17 protein-coding genes and 1 other annotated feature are annotated in these 20,110 nt (G+C 42.9%); of the genes, 9 read left to right on the top strand and 8 right to left on the bottom strand.

Going from position 1 to position 20,110, the window contains the following annotated elements:
* Positions 1-3 precede the first annotated feature (3 nt).
* On the top strand, positions 4-1,308 hold the full coding sequence (murC, locus tag AC0VX1_RS19410) for a UDP-N-acetylmuramate--L-alanine ligase (RefSeq protein WP_034309255.1): 1,305 nt from the start codon (positions 4-6) through the stop codon (positions 1,306-1,308).
* A 47-nt stretch (positions 1,309-1,355) separates the two neighbouring features.
* Here murC and AC0VX1_RS19405 read toward each other — a convergent pair whose 3' ends face one another.
* Positions 1,356-2,468: an aminopeptidase gene (locus AC0VX1_RS19405; RefSeq protein ID WP_057276734.1), complete on the bottom strand. Its 1,113-nt coding sequence runs from the start codon at positions 2,466-2,468 to the stop codon at positions 1,356-1,358.
* Between the two features lie 229 nt (positions 2,469-2,697).
* Here AC0VX1_RS19405 and AC0VX1_RS19400 point away from each other — a divergent pair, with 229 nt between their 5' ends.
* The 5 genes from AC0VX1_RS19400 (at position 2,698) to ccpA (ending at position 7,262) form a co-directional block, all read left to right on the top strand.
* Positions 2,698-3,207, top strand: coding sequence for a DUF948 domain-containing protein (locus AC0VX1_RS19400; RefSeq protein WP_034309251.1), 510 nt, complete (start codon positions 2,698-2,700; stop codon positions 3,205-3,207).
* 47 nt (positions 3,208-3,254) lie between these two features.
* Positions 3,255-3,827, top strand: coding sequence for a YtxH domain-containing protein (locus tag AC0VX1_RS19395; protein ID WP_034309249.1), 573 nt, complete (start codon positions 3,255-3,257; stop codon positions 3,825-3,827).
* Positions 3,828-3,955: 128 nt separating this feature from the next.
* Positions 3,956-4,282, top strand: a complete 327-nt coding sequence (gene ytxJ / locus AC0VX1_RS19390; RefSeq protein ID WP_057276733.1) for a bacillithiol system redox-active protein YtxJ — start codon at positions 3,956-3,958, stop codon at positions 4,280-4,282.
* A gap of 518 nt (positions 4,283-4,800) precedes the next feature.
* Positions 4,801-5,877, top strand: coding sequence for a bifunctional 3-deoxy-7-phosphoheptulonate synthase/chorismate mutase (locus AC0VX1_RS19385; RefSeq protein WP_034309244.1), 1,077 nt, complete (start codon positions 4,801-4,803; stop codon positions 5,875-5,877).
* Positions 5,878-6,257: 380 nt separating this feature from the next.
* Positions 6,258-7,262: a catabolite control protein A gene (gene ccpA, locus AC0VX1_RS19380; protein WP_048682265.1), complete on the top strand. Its 1,005-nt coding sequence runs from the start codon at positions 6,258-6,260 to the stop codon at positions 7,260-7,262.
* A gap of 90 nt (positions 7,263-7,352) precedes the next feature.
* On the opposite strand, the gene AC0VX1_RS19375 is transcribed toward ccpA, so the two are convergent.
* Genes AC0VX1_RS19375 through AC0VX1_RS19365 form a run of 3 tightly spaced genes read right to left on the bottom strand, consistent with a single transcriptional unit; the run spans position 7,353 to position 9,836 of the window.
* Complete coding sequence (locus AC0VX1_RS19375; RefSeq protein WP_475468424.1) at positions 7,353-8,534, bottom strand: acetoin utilization protein AcuC; 1,182 nt, start codon at positions 8,532-8,534, stop codon at positions 7,353-7,355.
* Positions 8,527-9,177: an acetoin utilization AcuB family protein gene (locus AC0VX1_RS19370; protein WP_475468422.1), complete on the bottom strand. Its 651-nt coding sequence runs from the start codon at positions 9,175-9,177 to the stop codon at positions 8,527-8,529. Before AC0VX1_RS19370 ends, AC0VX1_RS19375 begins: the two co-directional genes overlap by 8 nt.
* 26 nt (positions 9,178-9,203) lie before the next feature.
* Positions 9,204-9,836, bottom strand: a complete 633-nt coding sequence (locus tag AC0VX1_RS19365) for a GNAT family N-acetyltransferase (protein ID WP_411738776.1) — start codon at positions 9,834-9,836, stop codon at positions 9,204-9,206.
* Positions 9,837-10,159: 323 nt separating this feature from the next.
* Here AC0VX1_RS19365 and acsA point away from each other — a divergent pair, with 323 nt between their 5' ends.
* Complete coding sequence (gene acsA, locus AC0VX1_RS19360) at positions 10,160-11,878, top strand: acetate--CoA ligase (RefSeq protein ID WP_475468420.1); 1,719 nt, start codon at positions 10,160-10,162, stop codon at positions 11,876-11,878.
* Between the two features lie 129 nt (positions 11,879-12,007).
* On the opposite strand, the gene AC0VX1_RS19355 is transcribed toward acsA, so the two are convergent.
* Positions 12,008-15,007, bottom strand: coding sequence for a transglycosylase domain-containing protein (locus AC0VX1_RS19355; RefSeq protein ID WP_475468418.1), 3,000 nt, complete (start codon positions 15,005-15,007; stop codon positions 12,008-12,010).
* Between the two features lie 148 nt (positions 15,008-15,155).
* Positions 15,156-15,372: a binding site (T-box leader), on the top strand.
* Between the two features lie 66 nt (positions 15,373-15,438).
* Between AC0VX1_RS19355 and tyrS the strand changes: the two genes are divergently transcribed.
* Positions 15,439-16,695 carry a tyrosine--tRNA ligase gene (gene tyrS, locus AC0VX1_RS19350; protein WP_475468417.1) on the top strand — a complete coding sequence of 419 codons (1,257 nt, stop codon included), beginning with the start codon at positions 15,439-15,441 and terminating at the stop codon, positions 16,693-16,695.
* A gap of 95 nt (positions 16,696-16,790) precedes the next feature.
* Here the strand turns inward: tyrS and rpsD are convergent, their stop codons facing one another.
* Both rpsD and AC0VX1_RS19340 read right to left on the bottom strand, forming a co-directional pair.
* Positions 16,791-17,393, bottom strand: coding sequence for a 30S ribosomal protein S4 (rpsD, locus tag AC0VX1_RS19345; RefSeq protein ID WP_241592485.1), 603 nt, complete (start codon positions 17,391-17,393; stop codon positions 16,791-16,793).
* A 477-nt stretch (positions 17,394-17,870) separates the two neighbouring features.
* On the bottom strand, positions 17,871-18,350 hold the full coding sequence (locus tag AC0VX1_RS19340) for a GAF domain-containing protein (protein WP_034309218.1): 480 nt from the start codon (positions 18,348-18,350) through the stop codon (positions 17,871-17,873).
* Positions 18,351-18,504: 154 nt separating this feature from the next.
* Between AC0VX1_RS19340 and refZ the strand changes: the two genes are divergently transcribed.
* Positions 18,505-19,149, top strand: a complete 645-nt coding sequence (gene refZ / locus AC0VX1_RS19335) for a forespore capture DNA-binding protein RefZ (protein WP_264639186.1) — start codon at positions 18,505-18,507, stop codon at positions 19,147-19,149.
* A gap of 14 nt (positions 19,150-19,163) precedes the next feature.
* Here refZ and hisJ read toward each other — a convergent pair whose 3' ends face one another.
* Complete coding sequence (gene hisJ, locus AC0VX1_RS19330; RefSeq protein WP_098864009.1) at positions 19,164-19,967, bottom strand: histidinol-phosphatase HisJ; 804 nt, start codon at positions 19,965-19,967, stop codon at positions 19,164-19,166.
* Positions 19,968-20,110: the final 143 nt, after the last annotated feature.

The raw sequence follows: 20,110 nt of genomic DNA, 5'->3' as shown, positions 1-20,110 counted from the left end.
TTTATGACTGCTTACCATTTTGTGGGAATTAAAGGGTCGGGTATGAGTGCTCTTGCACAAATACTGCATGATATGAATATTGAAGTGCAGGGTTCCGATTACGAAAAAGAATTTTTTACACAATTGGCATTAGAAAAAGCCGGGATTAAAATCCTTCCTTTCAACGAGGAAAATATTCAACCTGGAATGACCATCATTGCAGGAAATGCGTTTCCGGATAGTCATCCGGAAATCTTGAAGGCAAAAGAACTTGATTTGCCGATTATCCGTTATCACCGTTTCCTAGGTGATTTCATGAAAAACTTCATCAGCGTGGCGGTTACGGGAGCGCATGGTAAAACATCGACGACCGGCTTACTTGCCCATGTAATGGGGGGCGCTAAACCGACATCCTTCCTGATTGGGGATGGAACGGGTAAAGGAATCGTGAATTCTGATTACTTCGTTTTCGAAGCATGTGAATATCGCCGTCATTTCCTTTCCTATTATCCGGATTATGCAATCATGACAAATATCGATTTTGATCATCCAGATTATTACGCTAATGTCGAAGACGTGTTCGAGGCTTTCCAAACGATGGCCCTTCAAGTCAACAAAGGCATCATTGCGTGCGGGGATGATGAGCATTTACCACATATTCAGGCGAAAGTACCGGTTATTTTTTACGGATTTGCAGAAGGAAATGATTTTCAAGCGAAAAATGTTTCCGTCACTCCGGATGGCACGACTTTTGATGTGCATGTAAGGAACAATTACTATGATACATTCACTATTCCTACTTTTGGAAAGCATAATGTGTTGAATGCACTTGGTGTCATTGCACTTTGTAAATATGAAAACTTGGATACGGAAGCTGTGAAAGCCCAATTGCGGACTTTTGGCGGAGTTAAACGCCGCTTCTCCGAAAAGGAAATCGGAAGTCAGATCATCATTGATGATTATGCACACCATCCGACCGAGATCTCTGCAACTGTGGACTCGGCGCGTCAGAAATATCCAGAGCGTGAAGTTGTTGCTGTATTCCAGCCGCATACTTTCTCGAGAACGCAGGCATTCCTGGATGAATTCGCCGACAGCTTGAATTTGGCCGACAAAGTATACTTATGTGAAATTTTTGGATCTGCTCGTGAACATCAAGGAAAGTTATCGATTGAAGACCTTCAAGATAAGATTCCAGGTGCCGAACTGATTACGGAGAACACAACATCTATATTGCAAAACCATGATAACAGTGTCGTGTTATTCATGGGTGCGGGGGACATTCAAAAATTCCAAGCAGCCTATGAGCATTCACTGCAGGTAAAATAAAAAAAAACGACCATCCGTTGTAGCGGATCGGTCGTTTTTTTATTGGGTTATTTTAAATTTTCCGGATTTAAATTTTCCAGTTCCGGTAAAACGAAACGTCCGTCCTTACGTATCAAGACGTCATCAAAATGGATTTCCCCGCCGCCATATTCAGGCCGCTGGATATTGACCAGGTCCCAGTGAATGTCTGAATGGTTTCCGTTAAAGGCATCATCATAGCATTGTCCTGGAGTGAAATGAAAACTTCCATCAATTTTTTCATCAAAGAGGATATCTTGCATCGGGTGTAGAATATAAGGATTTACACCAATTGCAAATTCACCGACATATCGTGCGCCTTCATCAGTATCAAAAATTTTGTTGATGCGTTCCGTATCATTCGCAACCGCTTCAACGATTTTTCCATCCTTGAATGTCAACTTCACGTTTTCAAAAGTAAAACCCTGATATGGGGAAGGAGTATTATACGAAATCACTCCATTGATGGAATCTTTAACTGGAGCCGTATATACTTCACCGTCAGGAATGTTCAGCTCACCCGCACATTTGATGGCTTTAATGTCTTTGATGGAGAAGGTTAGGTCCGTACCGGGCCCAGTTAAGCGGACCTTATCCGTTTTATCCATCAATTCAACAAGGTTGTCCATTGCTGCGCTCATTTTGCCATAGTCGAGGTTGCAGACTTCGAAATAAAAGTCTTCGAATGCTTCTGTGCTCATTTTGGCTAATTGGGCCATGGAATTTGTCGGGTAGCGAAGTACGACCCATTTTGTTTTTGGCACGCGGATATTTCTATGTACTTTACCGACTGTCTGTCCATGAATCGCCATCTTCTCTGAAGGGACATCGGATTGTTCATTGATATTATCCCCGGCACGAAGCCCGATATAAGCATCCATCTGCTTCATTACGTTGGCTTCAAACTCACCCATCATCTTGTACTGTTCTTCTTTGGCACCCATCAGCAAGGCCCGATCCACTTGGTGATCCTTTAACAGGACGAATGGGTAACCACCTGCTGCATAGGCTTCATTCACAAGTGCGTTAACAAGTTCACGCTGCAATCCAAAGTTTTCGATCAAGATTTTTTCACCTTTTTGAAGCTTCACGGAATAATTGATTAAGTTTTTGGCCAATGTACCAATTCTGGGATCTTTCATAAAAAATACCTCCATTGTTTAAATTCGACTTATCTTTTCTATCATACCCGATTTCCTGCCATAAGTGTCACTCATGAATTTCACGGAGGAACTGGATGCGGACAACAATATTTCCAGATTAGGGTTTGATAGGGTATATTGAAAAAATAAATAAGTTTATAATAATAGGGAAGGGGTAATTAATATCTAACAGCTATTAAATAAGTCGATTTTTTTCGGAGGTGTTCCAATGGAGATTATTTTATACGTAAGTGCTGCTGTTGCAGCGATAGCTTTTTTGGTACTCGTTATTTTTCTAACGAAGGTACTGACATCACTTCAAACTACCCTGGACAGTGTGGCCCGGACGCTGACAGGACTAGAGAGCCAAATGCAGGGCATAACGCTCGAAACTACTCAGTTATTACATAAAACGAATACGTTGGCTGAAGATTTGCAGCAAAAGTCAGAAAACCTGAACACGGTGGTGGATGCGGTGAAGGATGTAGGTACATCCATCTCCAGCTTTAATTCTTCCATCCAAAAGGTTTCCCATAAAGTGCAGGCTGAGATTGATAATAATCAAGAAAGAATCTCACAAATTGTACAATGGAGCAATGTAGCCATGGAGATCAGGGACAAATGGAAGTCCAGAAGCAAACAGGCAGCCCCGACCCCGACTGAAAGGGCAGAGTTAGAAAGGGAAGCGCTGGAAACAGATAACTTACCTAAAAAAAGGTTTTTACGTTCTAGATCATAAAATCTAGTTAAATAAAAATGAACCGAAAATTGAAAGGGGAATGTATTATGACTCAAAAAGAATTTCCGACAAAGGACTATCAGAAATCATATGAGGACGAACGCGACTCGATCAATTCTAAGGACTTTATGATTGGCGCCTTGATCGGCGGGATGATCGGAGCGGCTACTGCTTTGTTCATGGCTCCGAAAACAGGCAAGGAATTAAGGAATGACTTCAACGAACAAGCTAGAAACATTTCCGAGAAAACAGAAAGATTAAGACAAACGGCGATGGAAAAAGGTACAGTCCTTGCTGATACTGCAAAGGAAAAAACAAACTCCGTCACGGAAATCGTTTCCAATAAATCTTCGAATATCGTCAACAAAGTGAAGAGCCTGAAAACAGGAAAAGAAAACGGCGACGCTGCTGATGATACAACCAATTCAAGCAATAAGGATATTGATGTAACCGGAACTACAGATGCACCTATCGTATCCGTCGAAACGAACTTTGCTAACAGCAATGATTCGGAAAATAATCCTGCAGATCCTACAAGCGGAAACAAGAATGCGGCAAAATTAAAACTTGATGAAGCGAAAAAGGCATTCGATGAAACGGAAAGTAAACTAAAGAATTAAACTCCCTGGATTCCTTTAATGGGAATGAAGAGTCATTAAGGGACGAAGAATAAGGCGGTGAAGTGCTTCGATGGCTTCATCGCCTTTTTGATGGTAAAATTTATATGACAAGGAAAGGAGACTGCTATATGGTCATGAGCAAAATCGAAACAGAAGAACAATTCAATGAGCTTCTAAAAGAGGATACATTCCTGCTTTTCAAGCATAGCGTAACATGCCCTGTAAGTGCTGAAGCATTTGAACAATATGAGAGGTACATCTTAGGGAACGAACAGCTTAAAACGGCCTATTTGGCCGTCCAGGAAGCTCGTCCACTATCCAATTATGTGGCAGAAACCTTTGATGTCAAACATCAATCACCTCAGGCCATCCTTTTTAAAGGTGGAAAACCTGTGTGGAATGAATCTCATTGGCGGATTACATATGATTCATTGAGCAAGGCCATTACAGAATGAATGGAAGGCCGGATCCCTTTGGTAAGGGGTCCGGCCTTTTATTATTCCATTGATTGGCGGGCCTAAGGATGTTAATCCCGGGGAAACCTTTTCTAGGAAGGCCCTTCCGTAAAGACTCTTTAAACATTTCTCGGCTTCGGACAAGTGGCAGAAGATTTAAACTTTTCTATGTTCTTGTGAAAAATGATCAATTAAATGATAGCTTTCCTGTTCTATTTCCAATATAATTCCTACAACGGATCATGTTTCAATATTCTGAGTAATCGTTTTTCTGGCATGAGCGGCACCTAGTTTTAAGTATTTATAACTTTAATGCTTAAAAGCGTTTAATTATTAAAGAAAAATATAGTGACATTTATGGACACTTCATTTATAATTGATTTAATCATACATGAAATATTCTAAATTTTTCATTGATAAAACAATCGGGGTGGATGTTCGAGGATCCGGATGGGATTTTTTTAGTTTGAATCCGCTGAACCGATTTCTATTTTAAAAAACGAAGGGATGGATTTGTAATGAGCAACAAAGAGCTTGATGGACTTCGTAATCAACTGGATGATGTGAACCTTCAGTTATTACATCTTATTAATCAACGTGCTGAACTTGTACAGGAAATTGGTCGCGTTAAAGAAAAACAAGGTGTAAACCGTTACGATCCTGTCCGTGAAAGAACAATGCTGGATCTTATCGAAGCCAATAATCAAGGACCGCTTGATCTTGGTTCGATTAAACATATTTTCAAAGAAATCTTTAAATTGGGCTTGGAGCTGCAAAAGGATGATCAGAAGAAGACGCTTCTTGTATCAAGAAAACAAAAAGCTGAAGACACGATCATCGACATCAAGGGTGAATTGGTAGGCAACGGGATCCCTAGCTTCGTTTTCGGACCATGTGCCGTTGAATCTTATGAGCAGACAGCTGCGGTGGCGGAAGTCATTAAAGCTAAAGGTTTGAAATTGATGCGCGGCGGTGCCTTTAAGCCACGTACATCTCCATATGACTTCCAAGGGCTTGGTTTGGAAGGTTTACAAATACTTAAACGCGTTGCTGATGAATACGGCTTGGCTGTCATCAGTGAAATCGTGAGTGCCAATGATATTGAAGCGGCGATCGATCATATCGATGTCATCCAAATCGGGGCGCGGAACATGCAGAACTTCGACTTGCTAAAAGCGGCAGGTGCAGTAAATAAACCAGTTCTGTTAAAACGCGGACTGGCTGCAACGATTGAAGAGTTCATTCATGCTGCGGAATACATCATGTCGCAGGGCAATGGCAACATCATCCTTTGTGAACGCGGTATCCGCACTTACGAAAAAGCAACAAGAAATACACTTGATATCTCTGCTGTACCGATCTTAAAACAAGAAACACATTTACCGGTCATGGTTGATGTAACGCATTCAACTGGACGTCGCGATCTATTGCTTCCAACGGCTAAAGCGGCTCTTGCAATCGGTGCTGACGGTGTTATGGCTGAAGTGCATCCGGATCCTTCCGTTGCTCTATCGGATTCTGCACAGCAAATGGACTTCAAACAATTTGATGAATTCTACGATGAAATTAAACGTTTGAACTGGGTAACTGTTTAAGCTAAGAATGTCTTGAATTGATCTACTTACGGCCCTTACCAACTTGGCAAGGGCTTTTTTTAATGGTAAAATACTAGTTTTTACAGAAAAACCTTCGAAATAAGCACTATTGGATTGCAGGAAAGATTCGACTATCGTATGATAAATAACAAGAATGAGAACTGTTCGGAAGATTGAGTCATACATAAAGTGATATCTATGTGAATTTTATACTTGAATAGGGTATTGAATATTTGACTGAGAAGAGAGTAGGACTGTTTTTTGTTAGGCAGATCGTTCCTAAAATAATCTTCCTTATAGAGAAAAACGCATAAAAGATTTTTTTCCGAAATAATTCGGGTCTTTTATGGGGAAAATGAAAGAAATGGAGGAATGGATGAATGAATAATATAACCATTTATGATGTGGCACGTGAGGCGAATGTTTCCATGGCCACCGTTTCCCGCGTAGTTAACGGGAATCCAAATGTAAAGCCTGCAACAAGGAAGAAAGTTTCAGATGTGATTGAAAAGTTAGGGTACCGACCGAATGCAGTGGCAAGGGGACTTGCCTCAAAGAAAACGACTACTGTCGGGGTCATCATCCCGGATATCTCGAGCATCTTTTTTGCCGAATTGGCACGGGGCATTGAAGATATAGCGACCATGTATAAATACAATATCATTCTAAGCAGTTCTGATGAGAATATAGATAAGGAATTCCATTTGCTGAATACGATGCTTGGAAAACAAGTGGATGGCATCGTATTCATGGGCGGCAACATTTCTGATGAGCATGTCAAAGAGTTTACGAATTCACCGGTTCCGATCGTTCTGGCAGGTTCGGTAGATGAAAGCGGGCAAGTTCCATCTGTTAATATTGATTATGAGGCGGCGGCATTTGACGCAGTGACCTTCTTTGCTAATAAAGGCCACAAGCATATCGCTTTTGTAAGCGGAAACCCTTCCGCGCTGATTAATGAAATGAAACTGACTGGATATAAACGAGGATTGAAAGAAGCTGGTCTTTCATTTGATGAAAGGTATATTGTTGAAGGTGATTATACATATGATTCAGGAATTGAATCTTTTGAAAAGTACCTGGAAGTTGAAGACAGGCCGACGGCATTCATCGCCGGTGCTGATGAAATGGCGCTTGGTATTGTCCATGCCGCACAGGACAAAGGGTATAATGTGCCGGAAGACTTTGAAGTGATCAGCTTCGATAATACGAGATTGACATTGATGGTGCGTCCGCAAATCACAACGATCGTTCAACCTTTATATGATATTGGTGCGGTTGCGATGAGGCTTCTTACAAAGTTGATGAATAAAGAACAAGTGGAGGAAGGTCTTGAAAAGGTGATCCTGCCGCATCGGATTGAAAACCGTCAATCAACGAAATAAACTGGTTTGGAGAGTGTCCCGAGGGCACTCTCTTTTTGTTTCCCAAATGTATGACCGAACAAAAAAGATCGTTTTTCAACGATCTTTTGGTTAACTTTGTTCATTGCTTTTCGATGTTTGCTTGGAAGACCTGATGGGATAAAGGGCCTTTTCAAGCGTCAGGGCATTCTTCTCGGTAATTTCAGGCTTTCTCGGAATGGGTTCGTATATATCCTCCATGTCATCCCATTCAGCCGGTAGGGGAACAGGGGAATCAGGCTGCCAGCTATCGAGCCATTCCTTTGATAGGGGACCTGAAATATCATTATCCGTCATTTCAAGCCAGATCCTTGCCCATGCCCTCGGGACGACGCGCCATATATCATATCCGCCGCCTCCTACTGCAATCCACCGTCCTTCGCAATACTTATGCGCCATTTCATGGGCCAACTTTGGTATTTCCCTAAAAATCTTCATGGTGGCAGATAAATGGGTGAGCGGATCGTAATAATGGGAATCGGCTCCGTTTTGCGTTAATATGACATCCGGTTTGAAGAATTCAATGACTTCTTTAAAGGAAGCCCTATAGCATTCGAGCCAGGATTCGTCTTCAGTGAACGCATCGACCGGGATGTTGAATGAATAGCCGTAGCCTTTTCCCTGGCCCCGCTCGTTAATCGTGCCGGTGCCGGGAAATAAGTAGCGCCCCGTTTCATGGATGGATAAGGTGCATACATCGGGATCATCATAAAATGACCATTGGACTCCGTCACCATGATGTGCATCGGTATCGACATACAAGACACGCGCACCATATTTCTTTTGCAGGTATTTAATCGCGACCGAACTATCATTGTAAATGCAAAAGCCCGAGGCTTTCCCGCGGAAACCGTGATGCAGGCCACCGCCAAGATTAAGTGCGTGCAGGGACTGACCGGTCATGACGGCATCCACAGCCGTCAAGGTACCGCCTACAAGCAAGGCGCTTGCTTCGTGCATATTGGGGAAGATAGGGGTATCCTCTGTTCCCAGTCCATAATTTACTGCCTTTTCAGGGGGGAGCTTTCCCTGGCCCGCTAATCTGACAGCGTTTACATAATGGTGATCATGGATCAGTTCCAATTCTGCATCTGTAGCCATTCTGGGCTTGATAATTTGATCATCATTGATGGCATGGTGTTTTTTTAATAAATCAAGCGTGAGTTTAAGGCGTTTTTGATTGAATGGATGCTCATCGTTGAATTTGTAGGTAAGGAGTTCATCCGAATAGACGAAAAGGGATGTATCATTCATGTGAAATCCCCGGTAGACTAGGCCATAAAACGGTATAGCCTTCTTTCTTCAAATCCTCCACCACCATAAATGGATTCATCGTCTGTACACGAATTACAAGAATTTTATAATCGGTTCCATTTTTTTCAGGATAAACAAGGGTGCTCAGGATATTCGTATTGCGCCTTTTGAATATATGGGCAATATCATGAAGGGAACCTGCCTTATCCGGGATTCTGATTTCGATTTGGGAACCGGGCTGATTGACTCCTGTCAACTCAACGTATGAATAAAGTAAATCAGTACCGGTTATGATGCCCACTAACTTCCTGCCCTTTACGATTGGAAGGCAGCTGATATTGTTATCACAAAAAACAGCCCCGATTTCTTCCACGAAATCAAGCGGGTGGCCTGTGATTATTTCCGTTTTCATGATGCTTGATAATGGTTTTTGTAAATCATTTTTGTATTCTTCGGTACGGAAAATAGAAGGGGCAGCATCCCGAATATCACGGTCGCTGACTAATCCCACAAGTTGAAAGCTGTCATCGACAATGGGTATATGGCGAATTCGTTTCTCCCTAATGATCAAGTCAGCGCTATGGATGGTATCCGTTGGAGTGAGGGTGATGATATCCTCATTCATTATTGTTTCAACAATCATTTTCCTTCCTCCTCTTCCTCTCCTCTTTAATACATAAACCGATTCATAAAACGCAATTGGTCGAACTTCTGGATGGATTCCGACGGGACTCTTTTGCCAATTCGGGCCATCAGGCAGTTGGCCGGGTGGGAACTGATTTCAGGATCATCTGTTGCAAAGTAGACCAAGCCACCCGCACTCATCATTTTTTCCATGACCTTGCGATAGTCCCAAATATTCAGCCCTGTCCCTTTCAAATCCCAATGCCAATAGTATTCAGTGGTGATGATGATGAAGTCTTCAACTGAATCGTCTTCCATTGAAAGGCGGATCAGGTTCTTCCCGACCGAGGCACCCCGGTATTTAGGGATGACCTCGATTGCACCAAGCTCAATCAGGTCCTCCATCTCGATTTCCGACCAGCGCTCCAAGGGATCGGGATATAAGTAAGTTACATACCCCACGATTGTTTCATTTTCACGGGCGATGAAGATCCTGCCCTCAGGCAAGTCTGCTATCTCTATTAACGCTTTATGCTGCAATGCAGGGGGGCGAAAGGCGACCAAGTCTTCGTGAAACTCATAAGCGGACATTTTTTCTCCGCTTAACGGTCCCTCGATGATGAGCGTTCCGCTTAATGTCTGCAGTTCCTTAGTGTAAAAGGTCTTACTATATTCCATTCTTTCACCACCCTTGTTATATAGTAATCTTACACTCTCGCATTCCGAAGCATCGCTTTTAAACCGAATGGAAAGCTTACATAAATTATACATGAAAACAAGGGGCATAATTCAGAAAGTTCAAGGCGCTTTTGTTACAGTGCCCCTTCTTTCCCGGCAATTATATGGATGCACCATGACCATGACCATATACCAGTAACTTTCAACATTCACCAAGAAGGGATTTCCCTAATATGGAAGCGCTCAATATTTTAAAAATTGAGATAATTCGATTCTTATACTATAATAAAAATATAGAGCCGAATGAAGGGGGAGTTTGTCGTATGAATGTGAAAGCGTTACCAGTAGTGGAAGGTAATTTTAATTTAAAGAATTATGATGAAAAATACAATAAGTTTGACTGGTCTGAGACGGAAAAGGAATTCTCCTGGTCTGAAACCGGTAAAGTGAATCTTGCGTATGAAGCCATTGACCGCCATGTCGAAACATACAAAAAGAAAAAAGTGGCCCTTTATTACAAAGACGATAAAAGAAATGAAAAGTATACATTCAAGGAAATGAAAGATTATACGAACCAAGCGGCCAATGTATTCAAGAACATTGCCAATGTGGAAAAAGGTGATCGTGTTTTCATTTTCATGCCTCGCTCCCCGGAGCTGTATTTTGCATTGTTGGGTGCGATTAAAACGGGAGCGGTCGTAGGGCCGTTGTTCGAAGCCTTCATGGAAGGCGCCATAAGGGATCGTCTTGAAGATAGTGAGGCAAGTGTGATTGTGACGACACCTGAACTGTTGCCGCGCGTGCCAGTGGATGAATTACCCCATTTGAAGCATGTTTTCCTGGTGGGGGAAAATATAAAAGAAGAAGGAAAGTACCATCACTTCAATAAGAAATTAAAAGAAGCCGACAAAAAATTCGACATTGAATGGGTCGATCGGAATGACGGTCTGATTCTTCACTATACCTCCGGTTCCACAGGAAAACCTAAAGGGGTGCTTCATGTTCATAATGCGATGATCCAGCATTATCAAACGGCAAGATGGGTCCTTGATTTGCAGGATGAGGATGTGTATTGGTGCACAGCGGATCCTGGTTGGGTGACAGGGACGTCTTACGGGATTTTTGGACCTTGGCTGACAGGGACATCGAATGTCATTGTAGGCGGGCGTTTCAAGCCTGAATCCTGGTACAAGACCTTGGAGGACTTTGGTGTCACGGTATGGTATAGTGCACCGACTGCCTTCAGGATGCTGATGGGCGCGGGTGACGAGATCGTTAAGCGGTTCGATTTAAGCACTCTCCGCCATATTTTAAGTGTCGGTGAACCGTTGAACCCGGAAGTGGTGCGCTGGGGAATGAAGGTATTCAATCACCGGATCCATGATACATGGTGGATGACGGAGACCGGGGCTCAGGTCATCTGCAATTATCCTTGCCTGGAAATCAAACCGGGTTCGATGGGTAAACCGATTCCTGGCGTGAAAGCGGCAATAGTGGATGATCAAGGCAACGAGCTTCCGCCGCATAGAATGGGGAACCTTGCCATCAAGAAAGGCTGGCCTTCGATGATGAAGACCGTCTGGAAGAATGAAGCGAAATATGAATCTTACTTTATGCCAGGTGATTGGTATGTTTCCGGAGATTCCGCATACATGGATGAAGATGGTTATTTCTGGTTCCAGGGCCGTGTTGATGATGTCATCATGACGGCAGGGGAGAGGGTCGGACCTTTCGAAGTGGAAAGCAAGTTGGTCGAGCATCCAGCTGTAGCTGAAGCGGGGGTCATCGGTAAGCCGGATCCGGTTCGGGGGGAAATTATCAAAGCGTTTATCGCCCTTCGTGATGGATACGATGCGAACGATGAGTTGATTGAGGATATTCGTACATTTGTGAAGCATGGTTTAGCAGCACATGCAGCACCTCGTGAAATTGAGTTTAGGGATAAACTTCCTAAAACGAGAAGCGGTAAAATCATGCGCCGTGTCTTGAAAGCTTGGGAACTTGATTTGCCAACCGGTGATTTATCATCGATGGAGGATTGAGAAACTGAGTCATACTGATTATTGAAAATGAAAAAGGCATCCATTGTCACTTTCATGGATGCCTTTTTGGGAGATTATAAGGAAACAGGCTGTCGGGGTTACCCGACAGCCTGTTTTAGTTCAAGAGTGTCATTCTTCCTCATCTTCGGCTTTATCTGTTTCTTGCTCTTGATCATTGACTGTGCCTTGATCTTTGTCGTTCCCTTGAATTTCTTTATCTGTATTCTCTTTGTTTTGATCTTTGTCTTGAACTGGATCTTTTTCTTTATCCGTTTCCGTTTCTTTTTCTGGTTGTATATCTTTTTCCGGTTGTTTATCTGTATTTTTGTCTGGACCGTTCTCTTCTTTTGAGTCTGTTTTTTTAACTTCGTTAACTATTTTATCTTTTCCGCGATCATCTTTATTTTTCGTGGAATCCTCTTTGGAACTTGTCTTTTTAGCGCCGCTTTCAACATGTTGGGAAGGGGCTGATTCTTTACCGACAATGTCGACGGCCGTTACGTAATAAGATCCGCCAGAGCCGACTTTGTAAACAAGATTCTCCCCAGCATTGATGCTCGCCACTTTTTTGCCGTCTTTATAGACACGATAACCGACGACATCTCCTTCATGATGCAAGCCCCATGTAATCTTACCGTTGCTTATGGTTATGGAGAGGGGATCAGGCGCTTTGCCATTATCATTCAACTTCGCTTTCGTCCCGACGACACCAACTGATTTTTCGCTTCCAGGAATCACGGAACCCGGGTCATCCACATATTTCAATCCGATGTCTCCAAATGACTCCGGATTCAGCATGAACCCGCCACTTGTGAATTCGCCAGGTGTTTGCGGAAGGGCCGCGTAGCGTTTGCTGCCGACTGATACATATTGTCCATCTATGAAACTATTATCCGCCCTTGATGGAGCATATTTGGCGATGAATAAATCCGATTTGACAAGTCCTGCCTTTTGACACGAACTTGACGGAAGCAGTCCTGAAACGCCACAGAAGGAACGGCTGACGATCCCGCCCGGCATTTCAAAGCGCTTATCGGGGTCGACGAGTTTCGGTTCGACCTTGTATGCGGCATTGATCAAATCTGCCCAATAATACATATTACGTTTATTATATTCTAGACCATTATATGTTCCTTGCAAGGATTTAGGTGTGTCATAACCGAGCCATGTCCCGAACGATACATTCGGGTTGGTGGCGACGAACCAAGCGTCCTGATAGTTTTGTGAAGTCCCGGTTTTACCAGCCCAATCACTTGAGAAAGCAAGGCGGTTCCTGACCGAAGCGGCCGTCCCGCTGTTTACGACATCACGCATCATATCAAGCGTCAAGTAAGCGGCTTGTGGTGAAAAAACATTCACTGGTTTCGCTTTATGTTCATAGATGACCTCGCCATCTTTCGATACGATTTTATCAATCATATAGGCATCTATGAAGTCTCCTGAATTGGCAAATGTGCCGAACGCATTGACGTTTTCTTCAACGGTTACACCATTTGTCATCGCTCCTAGTGACATGGCAGGATTAGAGTAATCCCCTTCTGTTAAGGTTGAAAATCCCATTTTTTCCAAATAGGAAGCCGGCCTGTTGTTGATTATTTTCATGTAAAAGAGCGCTGCCGGGATATTATAGGAATTCTTCAGTGCCTCACGCGCTGTCGTTACTCCCGTATAGCTTCCGCCGCCATAGTTTCCTGGACGCCACATTTTTCCTGCTGGAATGGATATGGGTACGTTGGCCGATACGCTTCCAGGTGAGATCTTTCCTAACTCGATTCCCGGGCCATATACGAGCAGCGGCTTCATCGTTGATCCGTTCGATCGCAGTGATGCGGTTGCATGGTTCGTCTGTTCCCGCTTGAAATCACGGCCACCTACGAAACTGATGATTTTTCCTGTTTTATTTTCGATTAGAATGGCCCCGGCTTCAACGGGCTCACCCGCTTTATCGTATCCGTAATTCGGATAGTTTTTCGTTACTTCCTGCATTTTGTCATAAATCTTTTTATTGACTGTCGTATATACCTTATAGCCATTTTGCCGCAGCTTACGGTCGGCAAGTGCTAGATATTGAGCTTTTAAATCATCATTCTCTAAATCTTTCTCTTCATATCCATCTTCTTTTGCCAGACTGACAGAGAGGATTTTAATGGAGCGTTTTTCGATTTCATTGGTGAGCCATGGATATTTCTCGGATGGCATCTCCGTTTTACCGATAAAGTCTTTTGTTATGTCGTATGTTCTCGCTTTATCATATTCTTCTTTTGTTATGTATCCGTTACTATACATCCGCTTTAAAACGGTTTTCATCCGGTTGATGCCGGGTTCTTGATTTTCTTTCAGTTTTCCTTGCTGAGTATATGGTGTATAACCGAAAGGGCTTTGCGGCAATCCAGCAATAAAAGCGGATTGGGGCAGAGTCAGATCTTTGGCCTCCACGCCAAAAATACCTTCAGCAGCCGACTCGACTCCAGCGATGTTCCGACCGGAAGAATTTCGACCCAACGTGGAGACGTTTAGGTAGGTTTCCAAAATCTCTTCCTTTTCAAAGAACTTTTCGACCCGGAGCGCAAGAAGGATTTCTTTTGCCTTCCGGTCAAATGATACTTCGTTGGTCAGGATCTGGTTTTTAATGAGCTGCTGTGTTAATGTACTTCCTCCCGATTGGACGGTTGCATTCGAAAATTCCTGGTAAATCGCACGCAGGATGGCTTTCGGGACAACCCCGTCATGCTCATAAAAATACTCATCTTCTGTAGCGATGACTGCATTTTTAAGATGCTTGGAAACTTTATCGATGGACACTTCCTCACGCTCAAGGTCACTCTTAAGCTTGCCCAAGTATACTTCATCTGCAAAGTATACTTCAGAGGTCTCTTCATAATTGTAAATGTCTTTTTTCAAATCTTCTTTTGAGCGTACTGGCTCATCATTGACGAGGGCAGCGAAATAGCCGGCTCCGACGCCGCCGGCGAATGAGAATCCTAGGATCCCGACAATAATGAGGATCAGTGTTAAATTCCAAATGACTTGGTATGTAACCCGCGCGTTCTTATGTGTTTTTTCACTTTGGAAAAAACGGGTCAGCTGCTTCCAGACTGTTTGAAATCTATCTTTTTGATTATTATTCATCGTATCATACCCCCTGAAATCACATATATTATAGCATACAACCGGTAGGGGAAAGGGCATCTTTCTTATTTTTCTATAATCTGTAGGGTGAAGTTGACAAGGATTCTTATGTATGATAAAAGTTTATTAACAACAATAAAATGATTAAATGATCGCGATGATAGGACCCAGTAGTCAGACTATCCCTGTTTCAGAGAGCCGGTGGTTAGTGGAAATCGGTACAAATGGTATGATGAATTACTTCCTGGAGCATTTGCTGTGAAATGATTAGTAGCAGGAAACGGCTGACGACCGTTATTCGTCTTGAGCGGAGGGCGTATTATGTCCTCAAGTTGGGTGGTACCGCGAATTCATTCGTCCCTTCATATTTATGAAGGGGCGTTTTTGTGTGCTTTTTGCGGGTTTTTTCTAAGATGGAGGAGGAATATTTAATGGAATTGCTTAAGGACCTCGAGTGGAGAGGAATTATTTATCAACAAACGGATGAAGAAGGTTTTAAGAACCTTTTGGAAAAAGAGAAAATTTCTTTATACTGTGGTGTCGATCCAACTGCGGATAGCATGCACATCGGTCATCTCTTGCCATTCTTGACATTGCGCCGTTTCCAGCAGCACGGTCATCGTCCCCTTGTGCTGGTAGGCGGTGCGACAGGACTCATCGGTGATCCTAGCGGTAAAAAAGAGGAACGTCAGCTGCAAACGCTGGAAAAAGTGCTTTATAATGCAGACTGCATAAAAGGGCAGCTATCCCACATCTTTGAATTCGACGGTGAAAATGGTGCGGTCATGGTCAATAACTATGACTGGATAGGCAAAATCGATATGGTTACGTTCCTGCGTGATTACGGGAAATACATCGGCATTAACTACATGCTTGCAAAAGATACGGTTGCTTCCCGCTTGGATACGGGAATTTCCTTCACTGAATTTGCGTACACGATTTTACAAGGAATTGATTTCGGTCATTTATACAGCAATTACGACTGTAAATTGCAAATAGGCGGCAGTGATCAATGGGGCAACATTACGACCGGCCTTGAAATGATCAGGAAATCCAATGATGAGAATGCCAAAGCATTCGGTATGACGATCCCGCTCGTAACGAAAGCGGATGGAACGAAATTCGGTAAAACGGAAGGCGGAGCGATTTGGCTTGACCCTGAAAAAACGACTCCTTATGAATTTTACCAATTCTGGATCAATACAGCAGATGCAGATGTCGTGAAATACCTGAAATTCTTCACATTCCTATCTCGTGAAGTTATTGAAGAGTTAGAGCAATCCGTACAAAACGAACCGCATTTGCGTAAAGCGCAAAAAGCTTTAGGGGAAGAAATGACCCGTTTGATTCATGGTCAGGAAGCTCTTGACCAAGCAATCAAAATCTCTGCCGCACTATTCAGCGGTGAGGTGAAAAATTTAACTGCAGCGGAAATCAAATTGGGCTTTAAAGATGTCCCTAGCTTCGAACGTGAAAGCAAGGAAGATATCGGTTTGGTCGATTTAATCGTTGAAGCGAAAATTTCGCCATCAAAACGTCAAGCCCGTGAAGATATTCAGAACGGGGCAATCTCCATAAATGGGGAGAAAGTGACCGATCTGCATTATGTAGTGACGGAAGCTGCCAAGATTGAAGGGGAGTTCATCCTCGTTCGTCGCGGCAAGAAGAAATACACATTAGTGAAATGATTGTCCAAAGCCCGGCTGGATCTCAGCCGGGCTTTGGCATGCAAGGTGTTTAGGTGCAAAAAAAACCCCATCCAAGGATGGGGTTTTTGAAGTTATTAACGAGAGTAGAACTCAACGATAAGAGCTTCGTTAATTTCAGCAGGCAATTCAGAACGTTCTGGTAAACGAGTGAAAGTACCTTCTAATTTCTCAGCATCGAAAGTAAGGAAATCAGGAACGAAGTTAGTTGCTTCAACTGATTCTTTGATGATTGAGAAGTTGCGTGATTTTTCACGAACTGAGATTGTTTGTCCAAGAGACACTTTGTAAGATGGAATGTCTACGCGGCTTCCGTCTACAGTGATGTGACCGTGGTTAACAAGTTGACGTGCTTGACGACGTGTACGAGCTAAACCAAGACGGTAAACTAGGTTGTCAAGACGTGATTCAAGAAGAACCATGAAGTTTTCACCATGTACACCTTTAAGTTTGCCAGCGCGGTCGAACATTGTGCGGAATTGACGCTCAGTGATTCCGTACATGTGACGAAGTTTTTGTTTCTCTTGTAGTTGCATTCCGTATTCAGAAATTTTTCTACGTTGGTTAGGACCATGTTGTCCTGGAGCATAAGGGCGTTTTTCTAATTCTTTACCAGTACCTGTTAGGGAAATTCCTAAACGACGGGATAGTTTCCAGCTTGGGCCAGTATAACGAGCCATAGGATGACTCCTCCTTTAAATGTTTTTATTTTGGTAAAATAAAAACCGTGTGAATGTACGATCATGACCATTTTGTTTTCATGTACCTTCGCCCTAGCAGCAGAGGGTTACGAGATACACCTCTGGATTGAGGAACAAAATGAGAACATAAAGGCTATCACATAGGCTGCAATATTTTACACAAAGAGTATTGTATAATATTCTGCTCAATGAGTCAAGGACAGTTGTGATAATTATAGAATAGAGAATGGCGGCAGGAAAAATACAATTTTATCATGAGATAATGAATACAACAATTATGGATGGTTTCCGGGATTACTTGGAGGCCCTTGCCACGGGTGCCTTTGCATCATTTAAAAGTGAAATGTCAAAAGGGCCGGTGGGAAGTTATATATTGAGAAGGGTTCAGGAAAGGGTTTGTACCTGGGTATTGAAATGGAAAAGGGAGCAGGCATGGGTTGCCGCTCCCTTTAATTTTTATAGATGATTGGAAAGGATTTCAGCGAACTTCTCCAGTCCTTGCTGATCCATTTCGTCAAAACGGTCCGTTATCGGGCTGTCGATATCGAGGACACCAAGCAATTTGCCATCCTTCATGAGCGGGATGACAATTTCAGATCTTGATGCCGCATCGCAGGCGATATGTCCAGGGAATTGGTGGACATCCTCAATGCGCAGGGTTTTTTCAGTTGCCGCTGAGGTCCCGCATACGCCCTTGCCCATTGGAATGCGGACACAGGCCGGAAGCCCCTGGAAGGGTCCCAGTATTAATTGGTCTTCTTCATATAAATAAAAGCCAACCCAGTTAATCTCATCGAGAAACTGATTAAGTAAAGCTGCCGCATTGCTTAAATTGGCTATCCTGTTCGTTTCATCTTCGATTAAGGCAAGTAGTTGTTTTTGGACCAGTTCATAGTTTTTTTCTTTTTTTCCTTGATACATTTCGACATTAAACAAAAGCGTTCACCTGTCTTCCTCATATTTTTACAGCACTTTCTAATCATGATGCTCCATTGTTGGGAAATTGTCGAGAACTTACTAAAGGATTCAGGCTCTTTCGTGAAGAAGTAGTCCATAAGACTTGTCTCAAAGAAAGCGAGGGATTGCCTGAATGAATCGCCAGACGCCAACGAAACAAGCCATTGTGGATGCTGCATTGCATCTATTTCATTTAAAAGGCTATCATGCTACATCCATACGGGATATTGCGAATAAAGCGAAAGTGAACGCTGCCAATATTGCCTACTATTTCAAGAATAAGCAGGGGTTGCTGGAATTCTGTTTCACTTCCTATTTAGAAGAATATATCCTGGTCCTTGAGACGAACATGACGCTGCTTGAACTTAAAGGCCCGCAGCATTGCTTGATGAACCTTGTAAAGGATATCCTCTCTTTCCAGAGGGAAAACTTCCTTGCTGCAAGGTTCATATATGGGGAATCTTCACTCGATTCCAATTTAAACCGTGAAATTCATTCGACTTATTTTACAAAGGAAAAGTCTTATTTTCAATATATATTGGAACAGGGAATCAAGAGCAGGAGTTTCCAGCAGGTCTCCGTTCCCATGTATATGCTTCAGTTGAAGGGATTATTGACGGCTCCTGTCCTGCATACCCATTATGCGATGGATGTGCTTCATGTATTCCCGCAGGAAGCGTATTACACGAATATTTATGCCAATGAAGTCGGGCGTTTTCTGCAAGATACTCTTTTCATTGCCGAAGACCTGCAGCCGCTGTTAGCTGGCCGGGGCTGAGGTGTAAACATGAGTTACCCATTATACCCTGCAATCAGTGCCTGATGGCCCTGACCCAAATCTTTAGCCTGATGGGCATCGGAACCATAAATGAGCGGAATGCCGAGTTCTAAAGCACGCTTTGCAAATCGTTCAGGAGGGTAGGGTTCACCGCATAGCGGCTTTACAAGCCCAGCTCCATTATAATCCAGTTCATACCTTTGATCCTTGATCATTTCGAGAACCTTGTAAACCCGCTCGTCAAAACTTGCTGCCGGCGGATATCGATGCTGGAATTTATGGACAAGCGTAATGTGCCCGATCCGTTTTGGTTTATAAATGCCTAAATCAGTTTCTATTGATTTTTCCAGTGTATCGTAATATTTGGCATAAACCGATTCCACTGAACCTAGTTCATTGGCAATCTCAGCGAACCCATTTTCGCTGAAATCGATGCAATGCCAGCTGTTTTGATGCTTGATGAAGTGAACGGAAAGTATACTATCATCAAGGAATTCTCCGATTTCGTCGAGGAATTCTTTTGTTTCTTTTTCATACCCCTCTATAAAGTCAACCTCCAGACCTGTTTTGATCAGGATTTTGTCTTTATGGCGTTCTTTCAGTACGCGGAGCTCTTGAAAGTAATCCAGGAGCAGGGCAGCGTCCATCCCGCTGTCTTTTTCAGGCGTAGGATCTTGAAAATTTCGTGGCAATGGAGCATGTTCCGTAAATGTGATTTCCTTCAATCCTAGCTCGATTCCCCGCGTAATATATTCATCGAATTTATCCGTAGAGCCGTGAGGGCAAAACGGAGTGTGTACATGACCGTCAGCTTTCATGGTCCTTCCCTCCCAAAAAACAGGTATTTGTAGCAATTTTCTACAAAAAAATCATTTTTCTCGTCAAAAATTATTGCTAACATGGTATCATAAAAGCATTAAATTTAACATTTTTACAATTCATATATAAATAGCAAGACTGT

Source organism: Peribacillus sp. QJM3NY_7, from assembly GCF_056173225.1.
The sequence above is the reverse complement of the archived record's forward strand: the minus strand, read 5'-3'. Positions and strand labels throughout refer to the sequence as shown.